The following is a 23,922-nucleotide window of genomic DNA, read 5'->3' on the forward strand; positions in this document are numbered from 1 at the left end:
CCATATGTTGATAAAGATGTGTACATCTTTGCCGAGGGGGATCTATATGTCGAGAAAATGGTTGAGGAGACGACCGAACATCTTATTTATCATTGTGGATCAGGAACGATTTCCCCCTGTTTATGAAGGGCCTGCGATACGTGCATGGAGTGAGGAAACACTCCATGCTCATGCTTTTTTGCGAGAGCATGGGTTGGAGTTCGAGCGTCATTACGTCGGCTCCACAGGCTGTTGCCCAAGCAGAGCCACCTTGTTCACCGGTCAGTACCCCTCTTTGCACGGCGTCACCCAGACCAGCGGCGTGGCTAAACGATCTCCCGACAGCGACATGTTCTGGCTCGATCCCAATACCGTTCCGACGATAGGAAATTTTTTTCGTCAAGCGGGCTATCGGTGTTTCTATAAAGGCAAGTGGCATATATCCGATGCTGACATTTGGGTACCGGGTACCCATTTTCCCATCCCCAGCTATATTCCTGTAACGGGAGTTCCTGATCCGGATAAAGAGCGCTTATACTTACTTGCTGATCGGCTAGACGGCTATGGCTTCTCCAGTTGGATAGGGCCTGAACCACAGGGGATAGCGCCTCACGACTCCGGTTCGTCCGCAGCCATCGGCGTAAACGGTCGTGATGTGGTGTACAGCAGTGAAGTCATCGAGCTGCTCCATGCATTAGACCAGGAGAAGAACTCCTTTGAAAGCTACCATCCTTGGCTGATCGTGGCGTCTTTCGTCAATCCACATGATATCGCCATCTATGGGGATATCTCTGCGGGCACACCGTTTTTTCGCTTCCATGTGGATAAGTCCGTTCCCGCTGTTGCCCCGCCCCCTACTCAGCACGAATCCCTTGCGACAAAACCGCGCTGCCAAGCGAGTTATCGGGAGGTATATCCACAAGCGTTCCAGCCCATTTCGGACCAAACCCATTATCGAAGACTGTACTATCAGCTCCAGAAAAACGCCGATCGGGAAGTCATGCGTGTTCTTGAAGCACTCGTCGCAAGCTCGTTTTATCCCGAAACACTAGTCGTGTTCACATCCGATCACGGCGAATTGTTGGGGGCTCACGGCAAGCTGCATCAAAAATGGTACTGTGCCTATGAAGAGGCGATTCACGTTCCCCTCATTATCCACAACCCACTCCTTTTTCCACACGCAACCTCAACAAAGCTGTTAACCAGTCATGTGGATATTCTTCCGACACTGCTCGGTATGGCTGGAGTAGACACAGACAGGCTTGGTGAGGAACTGACCTTCACGCATAGCGAGGTACGACCTCTTGTCGGTCGTGATCTTACTCCCATCATCTTGTCTCACGATACGGAATCTATCTCCACTGAACCGATCTACTTCATGACGGACGACGATGTGACAAAAGGACAGCATCAAGTGAGCGTGCAACACCACCCCTATGACCCTGTCATTCCTCCGAATCGGATAGAAACGGTCCTCTCCTACATGCATTCTGCCGGGCACAGCGCTTTATGGAAATACTCCCGCTATTTCGCCGAGGATGTATACAACCCCACCATGATTGATTACGAATTGTACAATCTCACGAACGATCCTTTGGAAACACGGAATTTGGTAATCCCCCTCTACAAAACCACACACTCAGAGCGCATCCGCCTGAAAATGAAGCTGCTTTTAGAAGAACAACGAGCCCAAAAGCGATTGACACCCTTTTCTCACCCTTTCGCACATTTTCTGTCTACGTGAACTTTTCCGGAACAACAGAAAAACCCCTCGAATTTGAGGGGCTTTTCATCATTTCTCTTCTCTTCACTATTCCTGTTCGGTCAATGCTTTTTCCAATGCTGTCATCGCTTCTTGTTCATCGGCACCATCCGTAATCAGGGTAATTTCTTCCCCTTTTCCAATCGCTGCTGCCATAATACCCATGATGCTCTTGCCATTTACATTTTTCTCATTTTTGATGATTTTAATTTCACTTGAAAATGACGTGGCCACCTTCACAAAGTTCGCAGCAGGACGTGCATGCAGGCCGTGCGCCAATTGAACCACTATTTTTTTCTCTACCATTCTGATATGCCTCCTTTGCTATACTCTCTCCAGCCATTCCTTCACGAACGCCTCTACTTGCGCAGAAGTGCTCATTTGCAAAATCGTATCAATCTGTTTCGCTGCGTCCTCTACGCGCAAACGACTCAGCTGTTGGCGCGCAGGCAAAATGCTCCCTGCACTCATACTAAATTCATCCAGACCTAGTCCCAACAGAATCGGGATCGCGATCGGATCGCCCGCCATCTCCCCGCACATGCCGACCCATTTGTTCTGCGCGTGCCCTGCTTTAATGACATTGTACAGCAAGCGCAAAACGGCAGGGTGATAAGGCTGGTAGAGATAAGCGACCTTCTCGTTCATACGGTCGGCTGCCATTGTGTATTGAATTAAATCATTAGTTCCAATGCTGAAAAAGTCAACTTCGCATGCAAATTGATCGGCCATCAGTGCCGCAGCAGGGATCTCAATCATGATACCCACTTCGTATTGATCGGATACTACAACTCCGCGATTTACCAAAGATTTTTTCTCTTCTTCCAGAATCGCTTTCGCCTGGCGGAACTCCTCCAGTGTCGCAATCATCGGAAACATGATTTTCAAATTGCCGTGTACACTTGCGCGCAATAGTGCCCGTAGCTGTGTACGAAACAGTTCTTGGTTGTCGAGACACAGCCGGATGGCGCGATGTCCAAGAAACGGGTTCATTTCTTCTGGCAAAGCCAAGTAAGAGAGATGCTTGTCCCCGCCAATGTCCAATGTGCGAATAACCACCGGGCGGTCGCCCATATGCTCCAGCACATGCTTGTACGCAACGTACTGTTCCTCTTCCGTCGGAAAATCATTGCGTCCCATGTACAGAAACTCCGTGCGGAACAGCCCGACACCTTCAGCACCATTGGCAATAGCCCCAGCGACATCTTCAGGACTTCCGATATTGGCGGCAAGCTCGACATGATGATTGTCCAACGTGACCGTTTTATCGTTCACAAGCTTCGCCAGTTCGGCTTTTTGCGCTTCGTAATCAGCTTGCTTGCGTTTGTAGACAGCGATCTCTTCTTCACTCGGGGCAATAATCGCGATCCCTTCATGCCCATCGAGAATGACGAGTGTCGCGGGCTGAACCGAACGAGTAATCCCTTGTGTTCCGACAACAGCAGGAATCTCCAGAGAACGTGCCATAATCGCAGAATGCGAGGTTCGTCCACCAATGTCCGTAACGAAGCCTTTGACATAGCGACGATCTAATTGGGCCGTATCGGAAGGCGTCAAATCATCCGCTACAATGATCACTTCCTCTGTCAGCTCACCGAGTCCTGCAAATGGTACCCCGAGTAAGTAAGAAAGTACACGCTTAGTCACGTCACGAATATCTGCTGCTCTCTCCCGCATGTATTCGTTGTCCATTTGCTCGAAAAGTCCGATGAATGCTTGTGCGACATCATTCAAGGCACTTTCAGCGTTTGTCTTTTCGTTTGAGATTTTATCTTTGACGGTATCGACCAGTTCCGGGTCTTCCAAGACGAGCAGGTGAGCTTTGAAAATGTCTGCATGGTCCGTGCCCATCTCCTGCTCCACTCGCAGAACGATGTCCTCCAAATCATTTTTCGCTCGAGCCAATGCCTCTTGAAAACGTTGGATTTCACTCGCCGGATCTTCAATCGCTACGGTATTAATCTGTAAATCGGGCGTTGTCAGTAAAAACGCCTTACCAATGGCTATACCTGCTGAAGCTTTTACACCTGTGATCTTTTGGGACATCGTAACACCAGCCTCTCTCAATGGCTACCTGACCATTCCTTCAATCTACGTGCCTGTTCGCGCACGATCTCCTCAAGAGGATGCCCTGCCGGAATGCCGGTACAATTGTGTAATGTATTTTCCCATCCAAACTCTTTCAGGCTTGCTTGTATCCGTGCGGACTCCGCATCCTCGGGATAGTCGAATGCCAGTGCCGCTGCAATCGCCAGACCCAAATGCTCTGGGTTCATTCCTTTTTCCATGCATTGCAGCGCTGGGCCGACTAAACGATCATGCTGCGACAGCTTGCGGATCGGCGAACGTGCCACCCTAACAATATCGTCAGACAGCAGCGGGTTGGTGTATCTGCCGAGAATTTTTTCTACATACTGCCCATGCACTTGCGGGTCAAATCCGTACTTGGCAGAAAGCAGTGCACCTGTCTCCTGGAGAGCCCCGCGTGTCGCCTGAACAATCCGGTCGTCTCGCATCGCTTCATCAATCGTTTTCATCCCCAGCTGATACCCCAGGTACGCGATGACCGCATGACCTGTGTTGACGGTAAACAGCTTTCTTTCGATGTACGGAGCAAGATCCTCCACATAGGTAACGCCCTCTATGGAAGGGATTTCTCCAACCATCTGCGACGAATCTACCACCCATTCGAAAAACGTTTCAACCATAACCAGCAGCTTGTCATCATGCTGCTGCAAAGGAACGATCCGGTCTACCGCTGCATTGGGGAATCCGATCCATTGTGCTGCCTCGGCTTGAACCGATTCCGTCAGATGCGCATACACATGCTCCTTCAGCTTCTCGCTGCCGCCAATCATGTTTTCACATGCAATCACATTGAGTGGCTTCGCATGAACAGAAAGTCTCCGGGTAATGCCGGCTGCGATGGCCCCTGCAATATGCGGAAGAATGTTGGGACCCACTGCCGTCGTAACCAAATCGGCAGTTGCGATCGCTTCAGCTACCGCCGCTACATCCTGACCATTTATCGCTCGAACTCCTTCCACGACCGACTCCGGTTTTCCTGTTGTTGCTAGTTGCACACGATACATTTTTCGCTCATTCAGCTCATCGACCAAAGCCGCATTGACATCCACAAACGCAATTTCATAGCCAGCCTTTTGCAAAAGTTGTCCGATAAAGCCTCGCCCAATGTTACCTGCTCCAAAATGTACAGCTAGCATAGGGAATTACACCTCCTCGGAGAACATCGTGATGATTTCTTGCGCCGAAGCCGCGTTTACAATCCGCTTGACGTTTTCCTCCTCGGAGCAAAGAATCGCGATGTTCGAGAGCACCTCCAGATGCTCGTCTCCAACAGCTGCAATGCCCACCAGCAAATAAGCTGTGTTGCCCTCTCCAAAATCTACGCCCCCTGGAACCTGAACGATGGAGATCCCGGTAGATTGAATCTCTGCCTTGGATTCGTTCGTTCCGTGCGGGATGGCTACGCCGCTTCCGATGTATGTCGTCGCCAACTGCTCGCGCTCTTGCATTTTCTCTAGATACGCCTCTGTTACATGGCCTGCACGCACAAGCAATTGTCCTGCCAGTCTGATCGCTTCTTCTTTATTGGCTACCTTTGCATTCAACATGATTTTTTCTGCTGTCAGTATGTTTTTCATTTTGTTCTCTCCAATCCTATCTTTTTAAGGCAAAACGCATACATTTTGCCTGCTATATAATCAGCAATTTGCTGTGTTTCTCCTGTTTTCAAAACCGCTTGCATGTCTTCTTCAATCAAAAGGGAGCTGATCTCACTGAGTACTTCCAGCCCTTCCTTCGGCACTTCTTTCGGCCCTAACAAGAGCAGAAGCATATCAATGGATATCACTTCTTCATCCATCGAGCGAAGAAGGACCGGCTCTCGTAATTGGTGAAACGTAAAAGACGCCTTGTTCACCGCTTCATTTCTTCCGTGGAAAAGGGCCAAGGATGTTCCCGGAATCCCCAAACCGCCGAGCTTTTCCCGCTCGATCAACTGCTTGACTACCGGTTCGACCTCCTCGATCGTTCCACGTTCTTTCAGCCTCATGCTGATTTGTCCCAAAAGCTGGGCGATGCCCTGATCACGATTATCCCATCTCATTCCCCATAGCCCATCGTAAAGCTCATTGGCATACGCAGCGTAGTATTGCATGGCCCTTAGTTGTTCGATGGACTGCTGTCCTGCGGGAACCAGCTGACTTTTCTCCTGATGGGATCGTTTCTGACTCGTCGTGTGCAATTGATATTTAATTTTTTGGATATCGTCTGGCGGAAGCAGCGGGCTGACCACGACATATTCCGCTGGATCGAGCGGCAAGGGAAGGGTGGAAATGACCAAGTCATAATCTGTTGCCGGAACCTCTTCCAGATCGAACATGGACAGATTTTTCAAGCTGACGATCTCCGGTATTTCTTTTTTAATACGCGTTGCCAAAATCTTGGAGGAGCCGATCCCGCTGGAGCATACTACCAATACCCGGTACCACTGCTGCTCATGGCGCGTTCTCTCCAATGCCGCACCTAGATGCATCACTAGGTACCCGATCTCTTCCTCTGGAACCTGTAGCTCTGGCAAAATCGTATGGACCGCTTCACTTGTTACAGCAAACAGCTCTGGATAGTTTTGCTTGATCTGCTCGAGAATCGGATTACGTATCTCCATCTTCCGCTGCAATCGGTACAACGCTGGCTCCAAATGCGTCAGCAGACCATGGAACAGCGAGGCGTCATTGCCAAGCGGAATGTCCAAGCGTTCTTCGCAGGCTTGAATGAAGCGTTTCGTAATGACCATGAGCTCTGTATTTTCTGGCCATACTTGGTCATCCGGGGAATGCCGCAGCTTGGCCCCCCGCAAATGCATCGTAATATAGCCGATCTCATCTGCTGGGATCTCCATTTGGAAAATCTGCTTTAGCCGCTCCATGATGTTGCTGGCTATTTCGTACTCGGGTGTTCCAATCAATTCACTGAGGGTATTCTCGTCAAAATGAATGCCTTCCCCTTTTTCAATCCGTTCCATGGCCAATGCCAAATGTGTGACCAATCCGAGATAGGCGCTGTCTGCCAAAGGATAGGGAAGCTCCTCGTCCAGATGGCTCAATGCATTTTCGACCTTGATCAGCTTTTCCCGGTCAATCAAACCGAGTAGCCGTTCCGAAATCGAGTCGATGTCTCGCAGTGCCTTGTTTTGAATATTTTCTTTGATAATCCCAATCAGCTCGTGATCGTCCAGATGCTCGGCAATCAGTCTGCTGATCGCCCGCCGCTTGGACGACTCTGTACCTTGCAACTCCACGCCATACCCTCGTTTTCGCAAGAGTGACAGATCGTATCGAGCGAGCATCGTCTCCAAATCATCCAGATCATGGCTGATGGTTGCCGTTGTCACTTTCAAATCGATCGCCAGCGAAATCAGTTTGACTGGCTCCGATGCCTCCAGGAGTGCGCACAGGATGATTGCCTTTCGTTCCTGCGCGGTGAATTCCTTCGTCATGTGATGCAGGACAGACATTCTGAGTGCACGCTTTTGCTCGTCAGTCCCCACCACTTCAAGACCTGAACCTGTTTTTCTGACCAGCTCCAGTTCAAATTCATCAAACAAGGAAGTCAGTGCATCCAATTCTCGGTGAACGGTACGACCACTTACACCAACCTGTTCGGCGATCGAACCCACGGTAACTCCTTTTTGTTCCTTCAATAAAATCTCGATAATGGATCGCTGTCGAGAGGATACATGCATGTCTTCGCTCCCTCCTTAACGCCAAAGAGGGAAGACGCTAGCTCCCACTAGCGTTGATTCCCTTTACCCCAGGCGTTTGACCAACTTGTCATACTCGGGACTATTCAAGAAATTTTCAATAGAGATATGCTCCGCAGAAGGCGCTTTGACCTGCGCTCTCTCTGTTAAAGACTTGTGCGTAATAACGATATCAGCGTCGCTTGGAATGTCGTTGATCGCCGTATTGATGACCGTAATCTCGGTCAGGCCCGCATCCTTGAACTTTTTACGCAAGGACGCCGCTCCCATCGCACTGGAGCCCATTCCCGCATCGCAAGAGAAGACCACTTTTTTCACGTCAGCAGCAGCTACCTCATGCTTCACTGGAGCTTCTACCGCTTCTTGTTCCTGCGCTTTTTTGCCTTTCATCTCTTGCATTTTTTCTGTCGCTTTTTCCAGTTCATCCTCGTCTGTCTTCGCGCTCATTTTCAAGAGAGCAGATGCGATGAGGAAGGACACGACAGTCGCTGCCAACACACCAGCCAGTACCGGGAGCAATCCACCACGCGGTGCCATTGCAATCAAGGCGAAAATACTACCTGGAGACGGTGGCGCCACCAATCCTGCGCCGAGCAGCGTGAAGGTAAACACACCAGCCATCCCGCCACCAATGGCCGCGAGAATCAGACGCGGATTCATCAGCACGTACGGGAAGTAAATTTCGTGGATACCCCCGAAGAAGTGAATGATGACAGCACCCGGTGCCGATTGCTTGGCACTGCCTCTGCCAGCAAGCCAGTATGCCAACAATATTCCCAGACCTGGTCCCGGATTGGATTCAAGCAGGAAGAAAACGGACTGACCCAACTTCGCCGCTTCATCCAGACCGATCGGGCTCAAAATACCGTGGTTAATCGCATTGTTCAGGAACAGGATCTTCGCTGGCTCGATAAAAATGCTGGCAAGCGGTAGCAATCCTGCACCTACAATGACTTCTACACCCCCTGCAAGCGCCTTGCTCAAGCCTGCAACGACAGGCCCAATTGCTTGGAAAGCAAACAGTGTCAGTAACCCGCCAACAATACCCGCGGAAAAGTTATTCACTAACATTTCAAAACCGGAACGAATTTTTCCTTCGAACAACTGGTCCACTTTTTTCATGACCCAGCCGCCCAAAGGACCCATGATCATGGCTCCCAGGAACATCGGGATGTCTGCGCCTACGACAACCCCCATCGTAGCGACGGCACCTACGACCCCGCCTCGAACATCATGGACCATTTTCCCGCCAGTATAACCAATCAGCAGTGGCAGTAAATACGTAATCATCGGTCCAACCAATTTGGCCAAATTTTCGTTAGGCAGCCAACCTGTTGGGATAAATAAAGCGGTAATCAACCCCCAAGCGATGAAAGCACCGATATTCGGCATAACCATTGCACTCAGGAATCGTCCAAACTTTTGTACCGAGACCCGCACTCCACCCGAAGCATTTTTTGTTTCCACACTCTCCATACTGCACCCTCCTTTACCCCTATTTATGAGATGTTGACATGATTGAAATGATAATGTGTACACCTCAAATATAAAGCGTTTTCATAGGAGGTAACAACAAAATCAAAGCGCGAATTTGTCTGACTCGTTGTTGCCAAAACTTAATTGCCCATAGGAAAAAGACCTCTGCCCAGTTGCAGAAGCCTTCTCCTTACAAATTCTCCGATTCAACCTTGATCACTTTTCCCGTCTTCACATCGACATCGATTTCAAACACCTGATTTTGCTCGGTGAGAATGATGATTTCATACGCGAGAACACCTTCGTCTTTTTCTAACTCAACATGGACAACTCGCCCTTTTACTTGCTGCAAGGCGATTCGTATGGCGTCTTCTTTGGTAATGTCTGTTGGCTCGATGATCGCAGAAATTTCCTTCGCTTGGTCAAAGGAATGTCCAGTTGCATGGACCGACATTCCCCCACCCAATACGGCGAGCCAAATACCAGCCCACTTTCCAATGGCTGTTTTCCTCATGCTTGCCCTCTCTTCCTGCGCGAAAATTCGTGCCAAAACACTCCTAGTTTGTCACGGATTCCCCTAAATATTCGCAGGCAGGTCAACACGAAAAAAAGACCGATGCGCACATGTGCACACCAGTCTTTACTTGCGATATCGATCGATTCCTAGCTGCGTGGTGGACGAGATTCTCCACTGCGTGGACGGGAGTCACCGCTGCGTGGACGAGAGTCACCGCTGCGTGGACGAGAGTCACCACTGCGCGGACGAGATTCGCCACTGCGTGGACGAGATTCGCCGCCGCGTGGACGATATTCGCCATTGCGTGGGCGAGATGGGCGCTTTCCGCCAAAACCGGAACCGAAGCCACCTTTTCCTTTTGGAGGCAGCTTTTTCTTCCCTACACGAAGAGGAGCCTCTTCTGTCAGGCGAACAGGAGTCATATCTGGTTCTTTAGTCAACAGCTTGAGTGCTGCGGATACGAGTGTTACGGAATCGACATCCTCCAGCAATTGCTCTGCCAGTGTTTTATAAGCAGACAGATCGTCTCTTCCAGATGCTTCGAGAATTTTGTCTACCGTCATCTTTTGTTGACCTTCCAAAGCCTCAGCCATCGAAGGAACCGCACGGCGCTCCATGCGACGGTTTGTTGTACGCTCAATCAGACGCAGATGGTCGATTTCACGGGAAGTCACAAACGTGATTGCCAGACCTGTTTTACCAGCACGTCCCGTTCTACCGATACGGTGAACGTAGCTCTCGGAGTCTTGTGGAATATCAAAGTTAAATACATGCGTTACACCGCTGATGTCCAAGCCACGTGCAGCCACGTCAGTCGCTACCAGTACTTCGATCGTACCTTCCTTGAACTTGCGGAGCACGCTGTCGCGTTTCGCTTGGTTCAAGTCACCATGGATACCTTCTGCACCATAACCGCGCTTGGTCAGGGCTTCGGACAGCTCATCAACTCTGCGCTTGGTTCTACCAAAAATAATAGCCAACTCAGGGGAGTGAATATCCAGCAAACGGCACAGTACATCGAACTTCTGCTTTTCAGCTACTTCCATGTATTCCTGTGCAATGTTTGGCACGGTTACTTCTTTTGCTTTCACTTGAATAATGGTTGGTTCGTTCATGAACTGTTGTGCAATTTCTTGGATCGCTCTCGGCATCGTAGCAGAGAACAACAGGGTTTGACGATTGTCTGGAACCTCTTTCAAGATTTCCTTGATGTCGTCGATGAAACCCATGTTCAGCATTTCATCCGCTTCGTCCAAAATAACAACCTCAATGGCATCCAGACGAATGGTTTTTCTTCTCATGTGGTCCATGAAACGACCAGGTGTTGCTACGATGATTTGTGGACGTTTTTTCAACGCTTTGATTTGACGAGTGATGTCTTGACCACCATAGATTGGCAGTGCAGAGATGTTTTTAAATTGGGCAATTTTATTAATCTCTTCTGCAACCTGAACAGCCAGCTCACGTGTTGGAGTCAAAACAACCCCTTGAATATTTCCGCTTGTTTCATCCAAGCGTTCAATCAATGGAATACCGAATGCAGCTGTTTTACCAGTACCTGTTTGTGCCTGACCGATCAGGTCACGACCTTGCAGTGCTACAGGAACCGTTTGATCCTGAATCGCTGTAGCCTCTTCGAAGCCCATGTTGCTCAACGCTCTAACAATGGAGTGATGTAAGCCAAAATCATTAAAAGTCGCCAATGAATGTCAGTCTCCTTTATCAATACCTTCATCTATAAAATTCTCAAAAAAAAGGGCACTATTCCTTACGATCCGGAACATGCCCTTTTATCCCCGATTGTACGTAGCACCCTAAAGAACATAGCTGTAATCGTACCATGCAATGACTGAAAAAGCAAACTGCATATATACCCAAATTGCCTGATTTTGTGATGCTACCGTTTTTAAAAATAACAAAGCAGCCTAAGATCAGGCTGCTTGTCTGTTATCGGATTATTTTACCCATTTGTTGTAAAGCTCATCGAACTTGCCTTGCAGTTTCATCTCGTCCATCCACAGATCCAGGTAGTTAGCGAAGATGGTGTCTCCACGATGGATCATGTACGCTTTTTCACTCTTCGTGAACGGGTTGTCGGTCAGAGCTGGATACAGGCGGGAATCTGCTTTAGAATACACAATTGCTTCCAGCGTATCTGTGATCATCACATCGTACTTACCACTCGCTACCAGACCAGGAATGTCGAGGTTGTTTTGTTCAACTGTTACAGTTGCTTTTGTCAGATGCTCACGAACGAATTTTTCGTTGGTGCCACCTGGATTCACACCAATGCGCACCTCTGGCTTGTTGATGTCTGCTACACTCTTGTACTTGTCCTTGTCTTCTTTGCGGATGAGTGGAGCTTTACCGAACTGAATGTAAGGATCGCTCATGTGCGCTTTTTTCTGACGGTCTGTGTTGCGCGTAACGCCTCCGACAGCAATATCGAATTTATTTGCCAAGAGATCGTTCATCAGTGTTGGCCAAGATGTTTGGACAAAACGCGCCTCTACTCCCAGGCTTTTTGCGAATTCTTTCATCGCATCGATATCGTAACCTTCGAATTCGTTCGTTTTTGGATTCAAATATGTAAATGGTTTGTAGTCACCTGGAGTACCTACGAGGATATAGCCTCTCGCAATGATTTCGTCCAAACGAGACTCAAACTTCTTCGTTTGCGGTTTTTTAGCAGCTTCAGCAGCTACGGTTGGCACAGGCTTAACCGCCGTTGCGGCAAAAGCACCTGTTCCACCTGTCATGAGCATAGTTGCAGCGAGTGTGCTCGCCAAGATTGTTTTTGTAAATTTTTTCATCTGGTTTCTCCTCCTGTTAAACGGTATGAATTTAGTTATCAGAAACAAACTCCATCATCCCCTATTGGCATCCCCCCTTTCAAAGAAGAGGACTTACAACCTGTCGAGCCGCCTCTTACACAGTAAACCTACCAATTCCTTGCTGTAATTCTTCTGCCACTGCGTTCAAACGCTCGACAGACTGGCCAATTTCCTGGATGGCTTGAAGTTGCTCTTCGGTCGCCCTTGCCACTGTTTGCGCGTCGAGTGAAGCATGTTTTGCAATGTTATGCATTTCATCTACAGAAGCACTCACCTGTTGGGAGCCCGCTGACATTTGCTCAGATGCTGCGGATACTTCCAAAATGTGCGCAGCAACGTTACGGGAAGATTCCAAAATATGCCCGAAGATTTCGCGAACCTCTTCGACCAGTTGAATACCTTGCTGAGCGTTTTGGTTGCCCGCGGTCATGACTTCTACCGCGTGACGAGTATCCTGCTGGATTTCTCCGATCAGCATTGCGATTTTGGATGCGGATTCTTCGGATTGATTCGCCAGTTTTTTCACCTCTCCGGCAACCACGGCAAACCCACGTCCATGCTCGCCGGCACGTGCTGCCTCAATCGAAGCGTTCAAGGCAAGCAAATTGATTTGCGAGGTTAACTGACTGATCGTATCGAGAATGCCTTCGATTTCTTTGGAACGATTGTTGAGCTGCTCGATGGCTACTGTCGCCTTCGATGTTCCCTCGCCAATGCTTCCCATCTGGCGAACTGCCTGCTCTACCACAGCAGTTCCTTGCTCTGCCTGCTCTGTTGCTACCTGGGCAGCCTCTGAAACATGTGCAGACGTCTCCGCGATTTTCACGATGCCTGCTGCCATGTCATTCATTGACAACGCGACATCCTGCGAGCTGGTGGCCTGCGCCTCTGCTCCTTCAGAAATCTGTGCAATAGACAAACCGATTTGGTTGATGTTTTCCGTCGCTTGTTTAATACCTTCAGATACTTCCTGACTAAAACGCTGTACTTGATCAGACGACAGAGATACGTCTTCGATCAAATTTTTCAAGTGCGATACCGTCTGGTTAAAGTCACGTGACAGAACTGCAATCTCGTCTTTTCCCTCAACCGTTACTGTCTCTTTCAAGTTCCCCTGCGCCACTACATTTACTGCGTGATTCAGACGCTCAATTGGTTTCACCATGCGTACAGCCAAGAAATAAACGAGGACAACCCCAATCGCCAACACGATGAGGGAAATCACCATCAATCGGACTGACAATTGATCGACAGGCGCATGCAGCTCCGCTACGGGTGCAGTGATGTATAGGCCCCAGTTCAAACTGGTAGGAGCATAGGAAGCAAATCGCTCTACATTCTCGTATTTGTATTGGGCGATTCCATGATTCCCTTGTTTGATATCTTCAAAAGCTGTCTGAAGCTCAAGAATACCCATGTCGAGAATCGATTCCTTCAGAATGTACTCGCTTTTCGGATGATAAATAAATGTTCCTGTTTTGCTTACTAAAAAGGCGTAACCAGCTTGGCCAAATTTCTCTTCGGACACCTTTTTTTGGATTTCATTGATAGGAATAGTAGAACCGATATAACCGTATTGACGATTGTCCTTCATCAATGGAACGACAAGAGTCACGATGTTATTCCCTGTTCGCTTTGAAATGACTGGCTCGGAGACAACAACCTTCCCTTCCCCTTTGCTGGCTTCCTTAATATGCGGACGATCCGAGATGTCAGTCACTTCTCCCTTGAAATTGATTACTTTCTTACCGCTTAAGTCATGCGAAAAGAAGAACGTCTCAAACTCGGGATTTTCCTTTTGAGCTTCTTGAATAAGTTTCAGGTCCTGTTCGACATTTTGATCAGCCGACATCAGCCCTCCCACCGCATCTACAATACTAATTTTTTCTTGAAAGAAACCATCGATACGTATCGAGAGATTGCTAGCTGACAACTCAGCTTCTTTGTCCAAACTGTCTGCCAAAAGATTGGAAGCACTCCAATAGCTTGCACCGCAAACCGTACCCAAACTAATAACCAACAGCAGGCACAAAACGATAATTAGCTTATTCTTCAAACTATTTTTCATACCGATTCACTTCTCCCTTCTGTTTTTTCAACAAAAAAAAGACTGCCCACCGACAGCCCATCATGACTACGGTATGGCAACCCGGCTGTCCTAGCTGCGAAAGTCATTTGACTTTCGTCCTTAGACCCGTGGCTTTGCGTCCCTGCCTTTCAACAGGTTTGCCTTTGTCATTCCTTGTTGTTTTTTCAGTTAAAGTCCACTTTTTTTCAATCTCACCTTTCATTTCCCATAACTTTTCGCTAATAAACCTCAAAATGGAAAAAAAGCTGACAACCTTTTACAGTTGTCAGCTTTTTGTCAAACTTTTTGATTAGCTTAATCCGATCACTTGCCCATCCTCGTCTACATATAACGATTCCGCAGCCGGCTTTTTCGGGAGGCCTGGCATTGTAACCAAGCTTCCGGTCAATGCGACGATAAAACCAGCTCCTGCTGATATGCGCACTTCGCTCACTTGGATTGTGAAGTCAACAGGTGCCCCCAATAGATCAGCGCGGTCCGTAAAGGAGTACGGTGTTTTCGCCATGCACACAGGCAGATGGGACATGCCCATTTCTTCTACCTTTTGCATTGTTTTCAATGCCAGCGGCGAAAAGACAACCCCTGATCCACGGTATACTTCTTTCACGACAGTCTCAATCTTGTCTTTAATGCTGAGGTCTTCCTCATACAAGAATCGGAAGGACGAAGGTCGCTCTGCTGCACGCGTCACTTTTTCAGCCAGCTCGACACCGCCAGCTCCTCCTTCTGCCCATACTTTGGAGAGTGCTGCTTCAGCTCCGGCGGCTTGGCATAGCGCAATGACGGCATCAATCTCTGCTTGGGTATCTGTCGCAAAATGATTGATGGCCACCACTGCTGGCACACCGAACTTCTGGAGGTTTTCCAGATGGCGCTTGACGTTTTCGAAGCCTTTTTCCAGAGCAGACAAGTTCTCCACTGCCAGGTCAGGTACTTTTACCCCGCCGTTGAATTTCAAGGAGCGAACCGTAATGACCACGACAGCAGCCGATGGAGTCAGGCCTGCTTTTCTGCACTTGATGTCAAAAAACTTCTCCGCTCCCAGATCAGCACCAAAGCCCGCCTCTGTTACGACGTAATCCGCCAGCTTCAAGGCCATCTTGGTTCCGATCACGCTGCTACACCCATGCGCGATATTTGCAAAAGGTCCGCCGTGAATAATGACCGGAGTTCCCTCGATTGTCTGTACGAGATTGGGCTTAATCGCTTCCTTCAAGAGAACGCACATCGCATCGACCGCGTTGATTTCTTCTGCCCGTACAGGCTGATCATCGAAATCGTAGCCAATAATGATATGGTTCAACCGTTCGCGCAAGTCTGCCAGATTCTCACTCAAGCATAAAATCGCCATGATTTCTGACGCGGTCGTAATCATGAAGCCATCCTCACGCGTCATCCCATTGCCGTCACCCAGACCAACAACGATGTTACGCAATGCGCGGTCGTTCATGTCCATTGCCCGTTTCCATACGATTTTCTTTGGATTGAGCCCGCGCGGATTGCCATGGAAAATATGATTGTCGATCATCGCTGCCAACAAGTTATGTGCAGCTGTAATCGCATGAATGTCCCCTGTAAAATGCAGGTTAATTTCATCAGCCGGGAGAATTTGTGCTTGGCCACTTCCCGTTGCGCCTCCTTTGATCCCCATGCAAGGACCCAAGGACGGCTCGCGAAGCGCTGCCATTGTTTTCTTCCCGAGATAATTTAATGATTGTGACAGACCAATCGTCGTGAGCGTCTTCCCTGCTCCCGCCGGATTTGGGTTCATCGCTGTAACAAGAATCAGTTTGCCATCAGGGCGATCCTTCACTTGTTCCCATAGTTCATCTGATAGTTTGGCCTTATACTTTCCGTATAGCTCCAAATGCTGTTCTTCGATACCTGCACTCTTGGCAATTTCAACAATAGACTTCATACTTGCCTCCCTGCCACACCAGAATGTAATGCACCAGTTACCAATCTTCTACATTCTGCATTTTTCCTTTTTCTCCTCTCCTCTTCGACACATTACGCAAAAGAAAAAGCCCACATTCCGACAAACGTTCAGAATGCAGGCTCTCTGTTATTTCCCGAAAATTTTTCCCGGATTCAAAATACCGTTCGGGTCCATCACTTGTTTCATAGCTTGCATGACGTCCAGTGCTTCTCCGTGTTCCTTGCGCTGGTATTTGATTTTCCCGACACCCACACCATGTTCTCCGGTGCAGGCTCCTAGAATAAAAAAAGCGAGAAACCAATTTATGGAATCTAACGTCATACAGTTAATGACAGGATAGCCACTAGGATGTCCTGAAAAATGGGGGATGAATTTGAAAAAGCTTATAACTCTTTTGATCATTTTAGGTGTACTAACTGGATGCGAAGCCAACGAAACGAATTTGAATGAATTGCCGAAAGAACAATCCCAAGCGGAGAGTGTCTCCCCGTTATTATTAGAATCTTTATCTAAATCACTGAATAAGCAAAAGCAGGACATCAAAATGGAGGATTTATTCAATATCGAAGAACTCACATTAGATATAGATAATGTTCCTCTGGAACAAAGAGATGCACCGATTGATTTATCTGTCCTATCTAAAATGAAAAACCTTAAAACGCTATCTTTGAATAGAATCAATGTTAAAGATTATCTATTTCTAAAGGATTTAAGTGAACTAGAATATCTTTCAATCGCTGGTTTTCAGGAAGCTCAGTTACCTGTTTTAAATAACAGTAAACTAATAAGCCTCTCACTGAATGAGGGAGATTTATCAGATTTGAAAATGCTTGAGAATAGTAAATCTCTTCAGCACTTAACCATTCGAAATAATAAAATAACAGCTTTATCATCAATTAAACTACCCCATCTTACTTTCTTAGATGTATCAAATAATCCTATTAATTCGATGAATTTTGTAAAAGAACTACCGAATTTGGAACGTTTACAAATGATGAATGCTCCCATCACAGACATTACATCTATACAGTCTGTAACTAAATTAAATTATTTAGATATAAGAGGCACAAAGGTAACTTCTATAAAACCGTTACTCAGTCTTGATGAATTATCAATTCTGCTAGTTGATCGAAAAAGCATTAGCGACTTAGCTTTGCTGAAAAAAGAAATCAAAGTCGCTGAAAATGGCAATGAAATTAATGATGGAAATTAAGTTTTAAAAAGAGGCTGCCGAGGAAGTCGGCAGCCTCAACCTCTCTTAGACAAGGGAGGTTTCTTTATTTCGTGTAATAGTTGTAGTATTCAAATTCGCCACGTTGATCGATTACATCTTGAAGGTTTTTATTCTTTGAATTACCAGGATCATGAACGAGGAACATAGATGGTGTAATCAGCTCGAATCTCGGGAAGCCATCTACAACTTCTATAAGACCCGAAAATCCTCTGATTGCAACTGTATGATTAGGAACACGTACCATAAGCGGAATATCTTTGTTAATCACACAATCCATCATATCCTTTTTCAACTTTTCGAAGGTTCCGGTGAATTTCCCGCTGTATTTGTGACCATATTTTTTTTGTGCTACAGCCCAATCAAATGGACAATCAGCTCTTCCATTCACTGCTTTTAGCTGTTGCTGCAAGATCTCGGGATCGACTTTATTACCATAGAAAGCGAAAATCATAGCGGCGGATGTAATTACACACCCTTCAACTCTCATCGTATTACCGCAAGAAGTGTAGTTAGAACTCCATTTTTCATCAGCTTGACTCCAATACTGCATATCAAATACTTTTGAATATTGCTTAACTGCCATTTCATTTCCCCCTAATTTTTTGTAAGCAACTATGAATTTGAGTGTCATTGTTGCTTTCATCAATAAAGGAGAAAAATAGAGACCAAATACAACCAGTCTTTGAAAATTATTATAGAGCGGTGTACATGAAAAAGATCTAGTTAGACTTGCTCTAACTGGATATGCGAAATGTCATGAAGAAACCCTATCTGAGACTATCTTTTTCTGAAGAACTTCCAAATACTTTCGCTTATATTTATTTACCCCTTGTTGTGAAATGCCTAATTGCTGTGAACTCTATTATTAATTCATCATTCATAATTTTCACCGTCCCAACATACTAGGTAAATACAACAGGGAAAAAGCAACTATATTTCCATAAAAAATTACATTTTTAATCTCATTCTGGAAAAACGAGGAACGATAGTACGATTGATTGACCTGATTTTTTTGATTTGTGTTATAGAAGCCATCACTTTTCCAACTTATGGATTATATAAATTATGGTAAATTTGGCGTATGGTGGTTATGCATTTGGGTTCATCTTCTCTTCAATAACATAGATGGAATCATTGGAGGTTTAGAAATGAAAAAGAGATTAGTTCTGAGCATGTTTATCCTAATGGCTTTAGGAATGGTAGCTTGTTCTAATGACAGTAACGTAAAAACGTCTCAAGCTGAGATTGAAAAGTTACAAGCTGAAATAGCCCAATTAAAAAACACAAATAAAGAACTTGAAGCCTCTTTGGTTAAGGAAAAACAAAAAAACGAAACTAACGCTCAAATCTACCAAATTCGAGATATCGTTGATCTACAGATAAGAGAAATGTTTCGAGCCATGATGAAAGGTGAGACTGAAAAAGTTAAACAATTTATTTCCAAAGAAGCTGCTGTAGAAGGAAAGCAATTTGTTTATAAAGCGAATAACGAGGTTATAAGTATTCCGTTCGTAACCGAAGGAAGCACTTTTCGTCAAAGGTCATTCGATATATATAAGGATGGACGCTTTATTACAAATTACGAAGTTTGGATAAACGATGAGACGTACTCTGGAACGCTGGAACTAATGTTCACAAAAGAAGATAAAGAATGGAAACTGAGTAGCCTGCAAGGGGATAGATAAATAATTTTTTTGAATTGAAGTTTTTGGTCGACCCAGGTCATGGCGGTTCAGACGTTGGAGCAATCGGCACTTTGAATGGCGAAGATGTTTACGAGAAAGACTTAGCCCTGTTGTTTGGACAGGCTGTTGCTGAGACCCTCGAAGATTTCGGCGCAACGGTTTACTTGACGCGGGATGATGATAGCAAGGTATCAATTGATGATCGCTGGAAACTGGGACAACAGAAAGATGTGGATGGTGTCATTAGCGTTCACTTTAATTCAGCAGGTTCCACAGCTAAGGGAACAGAATCCATCTATGCTGGAAACCGTTCGCAAGACAAAGGCTTTGCGCAAACCATTCAGCGAGAAGTGGTCAATTCCCTTGGTACACGAGACAGGGGAGTACTTAAAGATTCGGATACACCACGTGGATCACTAGGTGTTCTCCGTTATCCTTCTGGCGGTAACTACCCACGAGCACTGATTGAGGTTGAGTTCATTACTAATGAATCAGCCTTGGAAGACCTCGGTCCAACGTTGGATGAAGCAGCTGAAGATTTTGCTCGTGGTGTCCGTCGTGCAATGCTTGATTATTTCCAATAAAAGCAGCCAATTGATGTTTTGAAAAAGCCCTCAGATTTGAGGGTTTTTTTCGCATAAGAATAAGTATCATCATGCTCCCTGAGCCGCCTACAGGGGCTTCTCAAGGCTTCCTAGGCTCTTCCTTCTTCTCTGCGTTAGGGGGCAGAGGGAAACCTTTTTATGGAAATACACGTCTTATATTTGTCTTCATAATCACGCGTTTATTAAAAGAGGAGTTGATCGATTGTGCACACGATAAAATTTAGGGTGTATCTTTCTTTACTCACGTTGCTTTGTTTATCTCTCTTTGGATGCAATGAGAGAGTCATAGATCATCCAAATGGTTATGTTACATTTGTCGAAGAGAATCCTACGAATCTATTTGAAGATCAGTCCAATTTAGCTGAAATTCGTAGTCCAAAAAACTTTTCAGTCATTGAAGACAAAGTAATGACTATCCATTTTTATGGAGTGCCTGATTACTCCTACAACGTAACAGTACAAGACGATCTGAGTAATATATTGTTTCAGGAAGAAATAAAACCACAGGGTAAAATATTCCAATACATGAGAGAAATCACACTAGAAAAAATTCCCTCAACCTTGCATGGGAAAGTAATTGTATCTGCTAGGGTATCTTCTGAGGAAGCTAAAAATGCCTGGCATACAGAGCATGAAATAGCCTTTAAAACTAATAGTAACGACTGGCTAACCATAGATACCCCTGTTCCCTATACGAACATGCTGGTTGGTGAAGAGTTAGAAATTTCGGGAAGAGTGGGACATCCTGATACATTATCTTATTCTGTGAACGATGGTGTCCAAGATCTGATAACGGGTACGATCAAAGTAAATCAAGATGGAACTTTCCAAACTCGCATTCCGATAAATCAGTTACCTACTAATCACCTAAGTAAAGCTACATTGGCAATAGAAGATGCACAGAAAAATTTTGTCCTTCTTGATTTCTTTATTCGAGAAAAGCCATGAGGTTTGAAAAGGACTGTTTATTAAAAAGAGAAGCCCCTGGGGAGATCCTCCAGGGGCTTCTCTGATGCTATATTCTTTCTAGCATTTTTTATTCAAAATAATCTCGGATACCACGGTAGATACCGCCGGCCATGTCAATTTTGTTGTCGTAGTCAGCAATAAACGCATCGTCATCTGGATTGGACATGAAACCCAATTCAAGCAATGTTGCCGGCATATCAGTATCCCGCAGTACTTGGAAGTTGTCCTTTCTAATTCCTGTACTTCCCCATGTATCGAGGCCGGTATAATCTACGATTCTTGGAAGAATAGCTTCCGCTAGTGCTTTATCCTCGGATTTATAATAGTGTGCCGAGAGACCATTAGCGCTTGTATTGGTGCTACTGTTATGGTGGAGGGAAACAAAGATATCAGCGCCCCATTTATTTGCCATTTTGGCACGTTCATCTAAGCAAACTGGATCATCCGTTGTACGGCTCATCTTAACATTTGCACCAGCCTCTTCCAGGTACTCTACCAGGACTTCAGCGATTGAAAGGGCAGAACTTTTTTCATTTCCAGATTTTTTGCCAGAAGTACCTACAGCGTAAGTGCCACAACGATTTTTACCTTCAGAAGCTGTACCACCATGACCTGGATCAACGAAAATCTTTTTTCCACGCAAGCTCATATTTATTTCCCCTATCTAAATGTAATAAGCGACTTTGTTTGACCGGTCAATTTGTCGCTTTCATACATAAAGGAAAAAAACGAGGCCCTTTTACAACCAATGCCAAAAAAAATTTCTAATGTGATACGAAAACGTGATGAAATGACGTTTTATTATGTTTCTTAAGTAATCCATCCGAAAAAAGATGGAATATTTTATGAAAATCAGTTGTTTTTTACCTTCTTTTTTACCTATAAGGTAGGACGGTGAAAAGCATGAACGATGAGTTATTAATAGAGAAGTGTAGAGGAGTTTTAAGAAGGATCGCTTGGCGATTGCAGTATCAAGCAAAGAAGATTTCCACCCGAGAGCTTCCGATCATAGAAAATGCCTGTGGGCAGAATCAAATGTCTTCTGTAGATGCTAAGTTGCATGTAGAAGAAATGTTGAATTCCCTTCCAGCTAAAGCAAGATTCATTATTGAGCAAGTAGTGATTCATGGCGTTCCAGAAGAAATAGTCGCACAGCATTTGGGTATATCTCAACAAGGAGTAAATAAATGCAAAAGGAAATATTTAGCGTTAATTCGGAAAAAATTAGAATCTGACTCGGCAAGAAGTTAAGTCGTAGGCCCTCCATAATGGTCTTACGCCTGTCAAGCAGACAGAACTAAAAAAGCCTAAGCAGCCAGTGTGATTCGGTATTCTACCTGCGCCTTTAGATAATCCCTTTCTTCCTCCACGGTAGCAAACTTGGTTCTTGGACGCCCAATAAAAGGGTTGTCATCAGAGTGATTTTTCCCTCGTTGATCCCCACCCCCTTCGCCACTGTTCATCTTTCTGACCCACTGCTTAACTTAGGTATTGCCAGGTATTCCCAATTCCTTCGCTATCGTTTGAATGTTTGACCTTTTTTAGCCATGATAAAATCCCCTCCAAGTAGAGTGTACCACCCACCGTTAGTGGGGCGGGCTTTTAACACTACCTACTCAAAGGGGATATTACCAATTCCGACAAACGTTCAGAATGCAGGCTCTCTGTTATTTCCCGAAAATTTTTCCCGGATTCAAAATACCGTTCGGGTCCATCACTTGTCTCATAGCTTGCATGACATCCAGTGCTTCTCCGTGTTCCTTGCGCTGGTATTTGATTTTTCCCACACCCACACCATGTTCTCCGGTGCAGGTTCCTCCTCGACTCAATGCGTATTCCACCAGATGGGCATTTACTTCCTCAGCACGCGCCACTTCTTCGGGGTCATTCAGGTCGATCATCAGGATCGCGTGATAGTTCCCATCCCCGACATGCCCTGCAATCGCTCCATCCAGCCCAGCGCGATCAATGGTTTGCCGTGCGTCCACAACTGCTCCTGCGAGCTCGGAAATCGGCAAGCAAACATCTGTCACCATCAGCTTTTTCCCAGGTGATTTGTGCAGGAAGGCATACGCCAGGTTATGACGAGCATCCCAGAGCTGTGTCCGCGCCTTCGAATCTGTCTCAAAAAGAAACTGCGTGCAGCCATGTCCATCGGCGATGTTCTGCGCAAAGTCGATATCATACGCGAGCCCTTGTTCACTGCCATGGAACTCGATAAACAGCGTCGGTGCTTCCGGGTAGCTCGTTTCTTTGTACAGATTCACTTGTTGGATAGAACGTTCATCAACCAGCTCGATTCGCGCTACTTGAATACCCGCTCCGAGAATATCCACAACGGTATCGACGGCATCCTGAACAGAAGGGAAGCTGGCGCGCGCCGCCGTTGTCGCCTCAGGGATACCGTAGACACGCAAGGTCAGCTCTGTGAATACACCGAGCGTTCCCTCCGACCCGACAAACAGCCCCGTAAGATGGTAGCCTGAGGAGGATTTTGCTGTCATACTCCCTGTACGGATCATGCGTCCATCCGCCGTCACCACTTCCAGATCGCGCACTTGATCACGCATCACGCCATAGCGGACAGAGGTTGTTCCACTGGCGTTTGTAGCCGCCATCCCACCCAAAGTCGCGTCCGCTCCAGGATCGACGGAGAAAAACAATCCGTGCTTTTTCAATTCTTTATTGAGCTGGGTACGCGTCACACCGGGCTGGACTCTTACGAGGAAATCCTTCGGTCGCACCTCCAGCACTTCGTTCATCAAGGAAAAATCCATACTAATACCGCCCGCATAAGGAATCGCGTGGCCTTCCAGACTGGTCCCCATGCCAAACGGCGTTACCGCAATGCGCTTTTCGTTGGCCAGCTTCATGACGTGACTGACTTCCTCTGCCGTCTGCGGAAACACGACCACTTCCGGAAGATGCGGGGTATGGTACGATTCATCATGGCTGTGGTGCTCCAGTACTGTGGGGTTGGTCGATACTCGTTCTTCCCCCAGCAGTCCCACTAACGCTTGCTTGTAATCCACGTTGGTTCCCCCTCCG

General features: G+C 46.5%; 20 protein-coding genes, 1 pseudogene and 1 riboswitch. Of the genes and pseudogenes, 6 read left to right on the forward strand and 15 right to left on the reverse strand.

What is annotated here, in order from left to right:
- The first annotated feature begins 46 nt into the window (after positions 1 to 46).
- Positions 47 to 1,723 (forward strand): sulfatase family protein, encoded by a 1,677-nt coding sequence (locus HPY27_RS14155; protein WP_174225271.1) that lies wholly within the window; start codon positions 47 to 49, stop codon positions 1,721 to 1,723.
- Positions 1,724 to 1,789: 66 nt separating this feature from the next.
- Here HPY27_RS14155 and HPY27_RS14160 read toward each other — a convergent pair whose 3' ends face one another.
- From HPY27_RS14160 to HPY27_RS14215, 12 genes and pseudogenes are all read right to left on the reverse strand, one after another.
- Positions 1,790 to 2,047 carry an HPr family phosphocarrier protein gene (locus tag HPY27_RS14160; protein ID WP_017252526.1) on the reverse strand — a complete coding sequence of 86 codons (258 nt, stop codon included), beginning with the start codon at positions 2,045 to 2,047 and terminating at the stop codon, positions 1,790 to 1,792.
- 18 nt (positions 2,048 to 2,065) lie between these two features.
- Positions 2,066 to 3,787, reverse strand: coding sequence for a phosphoenolpyruvate--protein phosphotransferase (gene ptsP / locus HPY27_RS14165; protein WP_174225272.1), 1,722 nt, complete (start codon positions 3,785 to 3,787; stop codon positions 2,066 to 2,068).
- Positions 3,788 to 3,804: 17 nt separating this feature from the next.
- Positions 3,805 to 4,965, reverse strand: a complete 1,161-nt coding sequence (locus HPY27_RS14170; RefSeq protein WP_017252528.1) for a mannitol-1-phosphate 5-dehydrogenase — start codon at positions 4,963 to 4,965, stop codon at positions 3,805 to 3,807.
- 6 nt (positions 4,966 to 4,971) lie between these two features.
- Positions 4,972 to 5,406, reverse strand: a complete 435-nt coding sequence (locus HPY27_RS14175; protein WP_017252529.1) for a PTS mannitol transporter subunit IIA — start codon at positions 5,404 to 5,406, stop codon at positions 4,972 to 4,974.
- Positions 5,403 to 7,508, reverse strand: coding sequence for a BglG family transcription antiterminator (locus tag HPY27_RS14180; RefSeq protein ID WP_174225273.1), 2,106 nt, complete (start codon positions 7,506 to 7,508; stop codon positions 5,403 to 5,405). The genes HPY27_RS14175 and HPY27_RS14180 overlap by 4 nt, the downstream gene beginning before the upstream one ends.
- Positions 7,509 to 7,571: 63 nt before the next feature.
- On the reverse strand, positions 7,572 to 9,002 hold the full coding sequence (locus HPY27_RS14185) for a PTS mannitol transporter subunit IIBC (RefSeq protein ID WP_017252531.1): 1,431 nt from the start codon (positions 9,000 to 9,002) through the stop codon (positions 7,572 to 7,574).
- A gap of 190 nt (positions 9,003 to 9,192) precedes the next feature.
- A complete protein-coding gene (locus HPY27_RS14190; RefSeq protein WP_017252532.1) occupies positions 9,193 to 9,516 on the reverse strand; it encodes a PepSY domain-containing protein in 324 nt (107 codons plus the stop codon).
- Between the two features lie 149 nt (positions 9,517 to 9,665).
- Positions 9,666 to 11,222, reverse strand: a complete 1,557-nt coding sequence (gene cshA, locus HPY27_RS14195) for a degradosome RNA helicase CshA (RefSeq protein ID WP_174225274.1) — start codon at positions 11,220 to 11,222, stop codon at positions 9,666 to 9,668.
- Positions 11,223 to 11,474: 252 nt separating this feature from the next.
- Positions 11,475 to 12,332 (reverse strand): transporter substrate-binding domain-containing protein, encoded by an 858-nt coding sequence (locus HPY27_RS14200; protein WP_017252534.1) that lies wholly within the window; start codon positions 12,330 to 12,332, stop codon positions 11,475 to 11,477.
- Between the two features lie 115 nt (positions 12,333 to 12,447).
- Complete coding sequence (locus HPY27_RS14205; protein ID WP_017252535.1) at positions 12,448 to 14,421, reverse strand: methyl-accepting chemotaxis protein; 1,974 nt, start codon at positions 14,419 to 14,421, stop codon at positions 12,448 to 12,450.
- 72 nt (positions 14,422 to 14,493) lie between these two features.
- Positions 14,494 to 14,594, reverse strand: a riboswitch (cyclic di-GMP riboswitch).
- A 137-nt stretch (positions 14,595 to 14,731) separates the two neighbouring features.
- The gene (locus tag HPY27_RS14210) at positions 14,732 to 16,360 is read right to left on the reverse strand and encodes a formate--tetrahydrofolate ligase (RefSeq protein ID WP_017252536.1); all 1,629 of its coding nucleotides are present in this window, start codon (positions 16,358 to 16,360) and stop codon (positions 14,732 to 14,734) included.
- A 147-nt stretch (positions 16,361 to 16,507) separates the two neighbouring features.
- Positions 16,508 to 16,657, reverse strand: a pseudogene (locus tag HPY27_RS14215) (FAD-binding oxidoreductase); the annotation flags it as partial.
- A 97-nt stretch (positions 16,658 to 16,754) separates the two neighbouring features.
- On the opposite strand from HPY27_RS14215, the gene HPY27_RS14220 reads away from it, so the two are divergent.
- Positions 16,755 to 17,594 (forward strand): leucine-rich repeat domain-containing protein, encoded by an 840-nt coding sequence (locus HPY27_RS14220; protein WP_017252538.1) that lies wholly within the window; start codon positions 16,755 to 16,757, stop codon positions 17,592 to 17,594.
- A gap of 64 nt (positions 17,595 to 17,658) precedes the next feature.
- On the opposite strand, the gene HPY27_RS14225 is transcribed toward HPY27_RS14220, so the two are convergent.
- Positions 17,659 to 18,198, reverse strand: coding sequence for a C39 family peptidase (locus tag HPY27_RS14225; protein ID WP_017252539.1), 540 nt, complete (start codon positions 18,196 to 18,198; stop codon positions 17,659 to 17,661).
- Between the two features lie 565 nt (positions 18,199 to 18,763).
- On the opposite strand from HPY27_RS14225, the gene HPY27_RS14230 reads away from it, so the two are divergent.
- The 3 genes from HPY27_RS14230 to HPY27_RS14240 all read left to right on the forward strand — a co-directional run bounded on the left by HPY27_RS14230 (position 18,764) and on the right by HPY27_RS14240 (position 20,853).
- Positions 18,764 to 19,300, forward strand: coding sequence for a hypothetical protein (locus tag HPY27_RS14230; RefSeq protein ID WP_173623394.1), 537 nt, complete (start codon positions 18,764 to 18,766; stop codon positions 19,298 to 19,300).
- Positions 19,301 to 19,323: 23 nt separating this feature from the next.
- Positions 19,324 to 19,884, forward strand: coding sequence for an N-acetylmuramoyl-L-alanine amidase family protein (locus HPY27_RS14235; RefSeq protein WP_173623395.1), 561 nt, complete (start codon positions 19,324 to 19,326; stop codon positions 19,882 to 19,884).
- A gap of 225 nt (positions 19,885 to 20,109) precedes the next feature.
- Positions 20,110 to 20,853 carry a hypothetical protein gene (locus HPY27_RS14240; RefSeq protein WP_017252541.1) on the forward strand — a complete coding sequence of 248 codons (744 nt, stop codon included), beginning with the start codon at positions 20,110 to 20,112 and terminating at the stop codon, positions 20,851 to 20,853.
- A gap of 88 nt (positions 20,854 to 20,941) precedes the next feature.
- Here HPY27_RS14240 and HPY27_RS14245 read toward each other — a convergent pair whose 3' ends face one another.
- A complete protein-coding gene (locus tag HPY27_RS14245; RefSeq protein ID WP_017252542.1) occupies positions 20,942 to 21,523 on the reverse strand; it encodes an N-acetylmuramoyl-L-alanine amidase family protein in 582 nt (193 codons plus the stop codon).
- A gap of 254 nt (positions 21,524 to 21,777) precedes the next feature.
- On the opposite strand from HPY27_RS14245, the gene HPY27_RS14250 reads away from it, so the two are divergent.
- Positions 21,778 to 22,125, forward strand: a complete 348-nt coding sequence (locus tag HPY27_RS14250; protein WP_017252543.1) for a hypothetical protein — start codon at positions 21,778 to 21,780, stop codon at positions 22,123 to 22,125.
- A gap of 416 nt (positions 22,126 to 22,541) precedes the next feature.
- Here HPY27_RS14250 and HPY27_RS14255 read toward each other — a convergent pair whose 3' ends face one another.
- Entirely contained in the window at positions 22,542 to 23,906 is a 1,365-nt protein-coding gene (locus tag HPY27_RS14255) for an FAD-binding oxidoreductase (protein WP_174225275.1), read from the reverse strand.
- Positions 23,907 to 23,922 lie beyond the last annotated feature (16 nt).

This window comes from Brevibacillus sp. HB1.1 (assembly GCF_013332445.1).
Lineage (GTDB): Bacteria > Bacillota > Bacilli > Brevibacillales > Brevibacillaceae > Brevibacillus > Brevibacillus porteri.